General features: G+C 40.1%; 8 protein-coding genes and 1 pseudogene. 4 read left to right on the top strand and 5 right to left on the bottom strand.

Going from position 1 to position 6,442, the window contains the following annotated elements; translation table 11 throughout:
• The 3 genes from ACS72_RS10800 to ACS72_RS10790 form a co-directional block, all read left to right on the top strand.
• The coding region (locus tag ACS72_RS10800) for a transposase family protein (RefSeq protein WP_048882114.1) at nt 1-417 on the top strand (417 nt) is incomplete at its 5' end.
• Nucleotides 365-835 (top strand): IS5/IS1182 family transposase, encoded by a 471-nt coding sequence (locus ACS72_RS10795; RefSeq protein WP_048881099.1) that lies wholly within the window; start codon nt 365-367, stop codon nt 833-835. The genes ACS72_RS10800 and ACS72_RS10795, both read left to right, overlap by 53 nt.
• Before the next feature lie 299 nt (nt 836-1,134).
• Nucleotides 1,135-1,650, top strand: coding sequence for a DUF1543 domain-containing protein (locus ACS72_RS10790; RefSeq protein WP_048882111.1), 516 nt, complete (start codon nt 1,135-1,137; stop codon nt 1,648-1,650).
• Nucleotides 1,651-1,791: 141 nt separating this feature from the next.
• Here the strand turns inward: ACS72_RS10790 and ACS72_RS10785 are convergent.
• The 5 genes and pseudogenes from ACS72_RS10785 to ACS72_RS10765 all read right to left on the bottom strand — a co-directional run bounded on the left by ACS72_RS10785 (nt 1,792) and on the right by ACS72_RS10765 (nt 5,484).
• Nucleotides 1,792-2,572: pseudogene (locus tag ACS72_RS10785) on the bottom strand (DUF4262 domain-containing protein).
• 77 nt (nt 2,573-2,649) lie between these two features.
• The gene (locus ACS72_RS10780; RefSeq protein WP_048882110.1) at nt 2,650-3,180 is read right to left on the bottom strand and encodes a gamma carbonic anhydrase family protein; all 531 of its coding nucleotides are present in this window, start codon (nt 3,178-3,180) and stop codon (nt 2,650-2,652) included.
• Between the two features lie 111 nt (nt 3,181-3,291).
• Nucleotides 3,292-4,440: a D-alanyl-D-alanine carboxypeptidase PBP5/6 gene (gene dacC / locus ACS72_RS10775; protein ID WP_048882109.1), complete on the bottom strand. Its 1,149-nt coding sequence runs from the start codon at nt 4,438-4,440 to the stop codon at nt 3,292-3,294.
• A gap of 127 nt (nt 4,441-4,567) precedes the next feature.
• Complete coding sequence (locus ACS72_RS10770; protein ID WP_048882108.1) at nt 4,568-4,951, bottom strand: MCR_0457 family protein; 384 nt, start codon at nt 4,949-4,951, stop codon at nt 4,568-4,570.
• 158 nt (nt 4,952-5,109) lie between these two features.
• Nucleotides 5,110-5,484, bottom strand: a complete 375-nt coding sequence (locus ACS72_RS10765; protein ID WP_081405854.1) for an MCR_0457 family protein — start codon at nt 5,482-5,484, stop codon at nt 5,110-5,112.
• Between the two features lie 109 nt (nt 5,485-5,593).
• Here ACS72_RS10765 and surE point away from each other — a divergent pair, with 109 nt between their 5' ends.
• Nucleotides 5,594-6,370, top strand: coding sequence for a 5'/3'-nucleotidase SurE (gene surE / locus ACS72_RS10760; protein WP_048882113.1), 777 nt, complete (start codon nt 5,594-5,596; stop codon nt 6,368-6,370).
• Nucleotides 6,371-6,442: the final 72 nt, after the last annotated feature.

The following is a 6,442-nucleotide window of genomic DNA, read 5'->3' as shown; positions in this document are numbered from 1 at the left end:
GCATTCGTGCATAATCTGCGGATGAAATACATCGATTCAAACAAGCTTTCTGATCCTCAGTTCAAGCGATACACAGGCATCTCATGGTCAACTTTCTATTTGATGGTTGAGCAATTGCAGAAGCATGTCTCTGCCAAAGGCAGACCGCCCAAGTTAAGCCTGGAGGATCAGGTTCTGCTCTGTCTGAGCTATTGGCGGGAATACCGAACCTTATTTCACGTTGCGACGAGTTACGGGGTTTCAGAGCCCACAGCCTCAAGAATTGTCCGTCATGTTGAAGACTGCCTGATTCGGTCCAATCTGTTTAATTTACCCAAAGATTTACCCGAGGGCGAAGGCATCGACTGGAATGTTGTGATCGTGGATGCCACGGAAATTCCAATCCAAAGGCCTAAAAAAACAGAAGAAAAGCTATAGCGGCAAGAAAAAGACCGATACCTTTAAAGTACAGGCCATGATTCACTACAAAACTCAGCAAATTCTGAGTTTATGTACCAGTCGCGGTGCAGTGCATGATTTCGAGTTGTTCAAACGCAATTTAAACCAGATTCCTTTTGGGGCTTTTATCCTTGCAGATAAAGGCTATCAGGGGATTTATGTGTTGTATCCGAATAGCCTGTTGCCATTAAAAGCCAAAAGACACTGTAAATTGGATCCTGAATTGAAAATCTATAATCAGGAAATCAATAAAAGAAGAATCGGAATTGAGCATGTATTTGGCAGCCTGAAAACCTTCAAAATCCTTGCTGAGCGTTATCGAAATAGAGGTAAAAGGCTTGGTTTGAGATTCAATTTAATCGCTGGAATCTACAACTTGGAACTGAGCAAAAAATGATTTATGAAAGAGGTCTACTATGTTTGGATCTAAATTAATACTACAACATGTCATAGTACTTATTTTCAAATCTAGGTAATTGTATAACATCAAAAGTGAATCCATTTAATATAATCGCTGTTATACGAAATAGAACTTTATTGATATCTCTTAAAAATATTTACCTAACCCTTCATAAAACAAGGGAAAATATCATTTATTCGTAAATCGAGGTAGAGAATACTTCTTAACTAATGAAATCGAATTAATTTAAACTATGGATCTTTACTTTATTATTCTACTATTTAAAGGAATTTCCTATGCCTGAACTGCACTTCTACATCACCTTACTGGGCGGTAAACATGAAAAAGCCAATGTAGAAGTACATGATGTAATTCCTGTGATTAGTTCAGATATTGAATCCGCGTATCCTTATTTAAAACAACAATGGTTTGGCTTGCAAAAAGGCCTGCATGTCGATGGCTGGATGAAAATCAATGGAGTGAGTTATCAAGGAGTAAATTATCAGGTCCAGATTAGTGATTTGCCTGTAAATAGCGGTTTAAAACTGTTTTTGATTAATCTGGGTGCATATCTTCCGGACCAGTTTGGGGAAATACATAAATATCTGGTTGTGGCTGCCAAAAACAAGACAGAAGCCAAGGCACAGGGCAAAATGGCAATGGAAAAAGGTTGGTTTAAACCACATACCGATGCAGTGATTGATATTGATGACTGTTTAGAATTGAACCAGATTGATCAGAAATTTATACATTTGATCGAAGGGGAATTTGAAGCGAACAGCTTTAAGAACGATTATCTGATTATTCCGTAATTTAAAAAATGGCTAATCGAAATGAAGTGGCCATTCTGATATTCATGAAGTAATATTGCTATAAAACTCCCGGTATTTAATTTTTTTAAATGAAATATTAGGTGTTTAAAGAGAGTTGAATATCATCTTAAACTTACTATTTCAACCAGTGAGTTGATCATTATCCTCTAGCGCTGTAATCACCCATTCATCCCCGATAAATTTCCGGTCAGCTGCCTGTCCATATTGCAGGTCGAATACTTCATTTAAGGTTGGATCGCGTTGGAGGCTGTGCTCTAATCCAACCAGTATATAATCCTCCTCAGCCAAGGGTTCTGCTGTCAAAAATTGCCAGTCACCATTGCGTTCATGCAATACGGTAACAATTGGCTGCTCCAGTTCCAGCCATTGCCTAGTCGTATAAATGCCTAAATTTCGTGGTTCGCGGAATTTAAACTCGGCATTGCGATCCAGCAGGGGCTGATCAAATTCAAAAACTTCCTCGAAGCCATCTTCCCAAGGAAATTTATCATTCCGATCTGTCCAGACTAATTGTAAGGCTGGAAACGCTTCATCTTGGTAATAGCTTTGCGCAATCCCAAAATAGTCACCGATATTTCTGCGATCAACTTTTAGAAACTTACAGCGGCTTTCTTTAAAAAAATACATTCGGATACGTGTTACTGAGCTGGATGCGTTGACCTTTTTGAACGACCTCAGTCACATGATTCAGAATAGTCTGACTAAGTTTAGCAGTGAGTCCAAAACAGATAATTTCTGGATGCTGGAATCTTTCATACAAACCAATGCTATAGCTAAAAGGCGGGGAATAGTCGGTATGAGTGATCGAAATGATTTGTACGCCATACTGTCGAATATTAATTCTGGTCTGATTTAATAGTCCATTGCGATCCGGGCAATGATGATCTTCTGTATGTTTCATGGTTTTTATTCTTTGAATTATTTTTTAAATGAACATACAGAAGATTTAAGCTTTCGACAAATGAAATTGTCTAAAGTTTATTTATAGTTGCCTGAAACCTTTACATAATTCTGTGCTGAATACGGCAAAAAAGCTTTTTCTTTGTCGGTAAGTGGACGCACTTTTTTCACAGGGCTTCCTATATACAAGTAACCACTTTCCAAAACTTTATTTGGCGGAACAAGTGAACCCGCACCAATCATCACATCATCTTCAACAATCACATCATCTAAAATAATCGTGCCAATACCGACCAAAACGCGATTGCCAATGGTGCAGCCATGTAATTTTACATGATGACCAATGGTGACATCTTCACCAATGATCAGTGGCGAACCTTCTGGCTTATCGGCTTTCTTATGACTAACATGCAACATGGCATGATCCTGCACATTGGAATTCTTGCCAATCCGGATATGATTGACATCACCACGAATTACGGCAAAAGGCCAAACCGAGACATTCTCAGCCAAAACCACATCGCCAACCACAATCCCCATAGGATCGATATAACAAGATTCATCAATCTGTGGGATCATGTTTAAATAAGAACGTATATTTTGGCTCATAGTGGTCTGTTCATTAAAAGTTTAAGCGTCATGTGCAAAGTATAAAATAAAAAGCACCCATCTGAATGAGTGCTTTGGTCTTAGTCTAAGGCTAAAACAGTCTGTTTAAACTTAGAATAAGTTACTGAAGAACTGTTTGATATGATCCAGCATACGCGCAAAGAAACCAGCTTCTTCTACAGCTTTTAGTGCAACAAGCGGTTTTTCAGCAATCACTTTACCATCAAGAGAAGCAACGTATTTACCCACCACTTGACCTTGTTTTAAAGGTGCAGTCAATTTAGGTTGAACTACGATTTGCGTTTTAATCTCATTCGCTTTGCCTTTTGGCATGGTCACATTGAAGTTTTCAGCAAGGCCGATTTGAACTTCATTTTCCTTACCAAACCACACCTTAGACTTGGCTAAGACTTGTCTGCCGGCCTGAACATTTTTAGTTTCGTAGTTTGCAAAACCCCATGCCAAAAGTTCACGTGTATGTGTTGCACGATCTTGCATAGATGGCGCACCGAAGATCACAGAGATCAAACGCATTGGACCACGTTTCGCAGAAGTCGTTAAGCAGTAACCCGCTTCATTGGTATGACCTGTTTTCAAACCATCCACACTTGGATCTGTATACAGCAGGGCATTACGGTTGCCTTGCTTGATTCCGTTAAAAGTAAATTCTTTTTCAGAATAAATCGGGTAGTACTTTGAACTGTCTTTAATGATGTGCTGTGCCAGCATGGCCATATCTTTGGCAGTCGAATAGTGACCTTCCGCAGGCATACCGGTTGAGTTTACAAAGCTGGTATTGCTCATGCCGATACGTTTTGCTTCCTGGTTCATCATATGTGCGAAGGTACCCTCGTTACCTGCAATATGTTCTGCCATTGCTTTGGAAGCATCGTTACCTGACTGGATGATGATACCGCGCAGCATCTCAAGTGCTGTCGCCGTGCCGTTTAGCGGAACATACATACATGATTCAGAGCTACTACCTCGACACCATGCCGATTCGTTCATACGAACCTGTTCATCTTCAGTCAGTTCACCGCTTAATAACTTCTGTTCAATGATGTAGCTGGTCATCATTTTAGTCATTGAAGCAGGGGCTAGTTTTTCATTTTCATTTTTAGATGCGAGAATTTGCCCTGTTTCGTAGTCCATTAGCACATAAGATTTATTATTCAATTCTGGTGGTGCAGATAGGACAGTTGCTGCAAAGCTAAAACTAGGAATTAATAATAATGCAGCAAGAGCAGTTTTTTGGGTCATTTCTAGTAGGTTCCAATATCTTGATGTAAGCACGAAGAGCCTAGTATTTTAGGACAAAGCTAGGCGGACTTCTACGGTTTGCAGTGGCTTATTTCAAAAGTATTGTAAGCATGGCGGCAGAAAAAAATCAGGATTTGCTATAAGTGGTGAGTTCTGTACAAATCGCTTGATTTTTCTGCTGACCTGCTTTCTGCGCATCCTGTTGTGCTTCTATCAGGATCGGCTGGAATTTTGTGTTTTTGCTAAGCTGATTCAAGGCTTCTACCGGGTTCTTTTGACCAGGCATATATTCACTGACCAGCTGACTATAACCCGCTTTAAATTTATTCTGGTCTTTCACCATACCTGGGCAAATTTCTGAAAGTACATAAATGGCCGCAAGCTCATGCTGAGTCACTTCTTGAATTGGAGTGACTTCAATATTGGTATCGGCTGCAAAACTTTGTGTAGTCAAAATGCTGAAAGTTGAAAGAGTAAAAATGCCAAAGGCTTTAATGAATAAATTTTTCATTGAAAATCAAAAGCTCAAATTAAAAATTAAGATGGGCTTAGATTAACTAATTTTGAAGGAATGAAAAGATTAAAAATGTAAGGAAGCCGTAAAATAATGGAGAAAATCGTTATATAAACAGGATGATGGCGCTGCATCATCCTGTCAGAAAGTCTGAGTTAGATTTGTTGAGTGATCAGGTCATTACACACTGCCTGATGTTCATCTTTAGCGGTTTGCTTTGCTTCCTGGCGTGCTTCTTGAAGTGCTGACTGATATGCCTTGTCCTGCTGGATCTTGTCATAAGTCATCGATTTATCAGAATAATCGGATAAGTATTGTTTAATCAGCTGTTGAGTGTTCTGCTCAAACTTGGCATTTTTACCCACAATCCCCGGACAAACTTCAGTGAGCACTTGGACTGAAGCCAGGTCTTCCTTAATGGTCAAATCAACCTCAGCAGATAAATTTTCAGCTGAAAAAGCAGGAGAGCTCAGGCCAGCAGTCAGAGCAAAAGCCAGTGCGGCTACAGCAACCGTATTTTTAATCATCATGAACCACATATATTAAAGATGGATGTTGAACGATAAATATATATAATTCCGTGGCTAATACAAACAAATGTCCCAACCAGTCATTTTTTGGGACGAACGGGATTTTGCTGTGAATATATTGATATCAAATGATGATGGCGTATTTGCTCCGGGCATACAGGCACTAGCGCAGAGCTTAAAAGCCTTAGGCCGTGTAGTGGTTGTTGCACCTGAAAGCGAACGTAGCGGATTTTCCAGTGCATTGACCCTTGACCGTCCACTGCGACCGATTCAGATTGCTCCAGATGTTTGGGCAGTAAATGGTACTCCGGCAGACTGTGTCTATCTGGCCATGAATGGTTTGTTTGATGTCGAATTCGATCTTGTGGTGAGTGGCATTAATAGCGGTGCCAATCTGGGGGATGATGTATTGTATTCAGGCACAGTGGGGGCAGCATTTGAAGGTCGTCTAGCAAAACATCCTGCACTGGCTATTTCTTTGTGTGGGCAAAACGTGCGTGCTTATACCTCACCAGAAGATTATCGTGTTGCAGCGCAATGGGTTTATGATTTTATTGCAGCAGGTTTGCCAGCATTGCCTGAGCGTCAGATCTTTAATGTCAATATTCCTGATATCGCTGAGCTAAAAGGAACCAAAGTAACCTTCCAAGGTCGCCGTAGCCAGTCTAAACCCATTAGCAGTCATGTGGATCCGCGTGGCCGTCAGGTTTACTGGATTGGTCTATCTGGTGAAGCAGTTGCAATGCCAAAGCATCAAGGAACTGAAATAGAGTCAGACTTTTTTGCCATCGCCAATGGTTATGTCAGTGTGACGCCAATCCAGATGGATGCTACAAACTATGACGTACTTCACGAATTACAGGGTCAGATTTTAAATAAAATCTAACTAATGTTATAACTTTGTGAATAGATTGACATTGCAACCTTATTTGCTGTGTTTTTTTGCTAATCTAATCGA

It is taken from the genome of Acinetobacter sp. VT 511 (assembly GCF_001077515.1).
Classification (GTDB): Bacteria; Pseudomonadota; Gammaproteobacteria; order Pseudomonadales; family Moraxellaceae; genus Acinetobacter; species Acinetobacter schindleri.
Note: the sequence above shows the minus strand (reverse complement) of the source record. Positions and strands in the feature narration are given on the sequence as shown.

Bases quoted from the DNA above. Each gene is read 5' to 3' on its own strand.
- ACS72_RS10795 (WP_048881099.1), top strand. From the start codon at position 365: ATGCCACGGAAATTCCAATCCAAAGGCCTAAAAAAACAGAAGAAAAGC.
- ACS72_RS10770 (WP_048882108.1), bottom strand. From the start codon at position 4,951: ATGAAAAATTTATTCATTAAAGCCTTTGGCATTTTTACTCTTTCAACT.
- dacC (WP_048882109.1), bottom strand. From the start codon at position 4,440: ATGACCCAAAAAACTGCTCTTGCTGCATTATTATTAATTCCTAGTTTT.
- ACS72_RS10765 (WP_081405854.1), bottom strand. From the start codon at position 5,484: ATGATGATTAAAAATACGGTTGCTGTAGCCGCACTGGCTTTTGCTCTG.
- ACS72_RS10790 (WP_048882111.1), top strand. From the start codon at position 1,135: ATGCCTGAACTGCACTTCTACATCACCTTACTGGGCGGTAAACATGAA.
- ACS72_RS10780 (WP_048882110.1), bottom strand. From the start codon at position 3,180: ATGAGCCAAAATATACGTTCTTATTTAAACATGATCCCACAGATTGAT.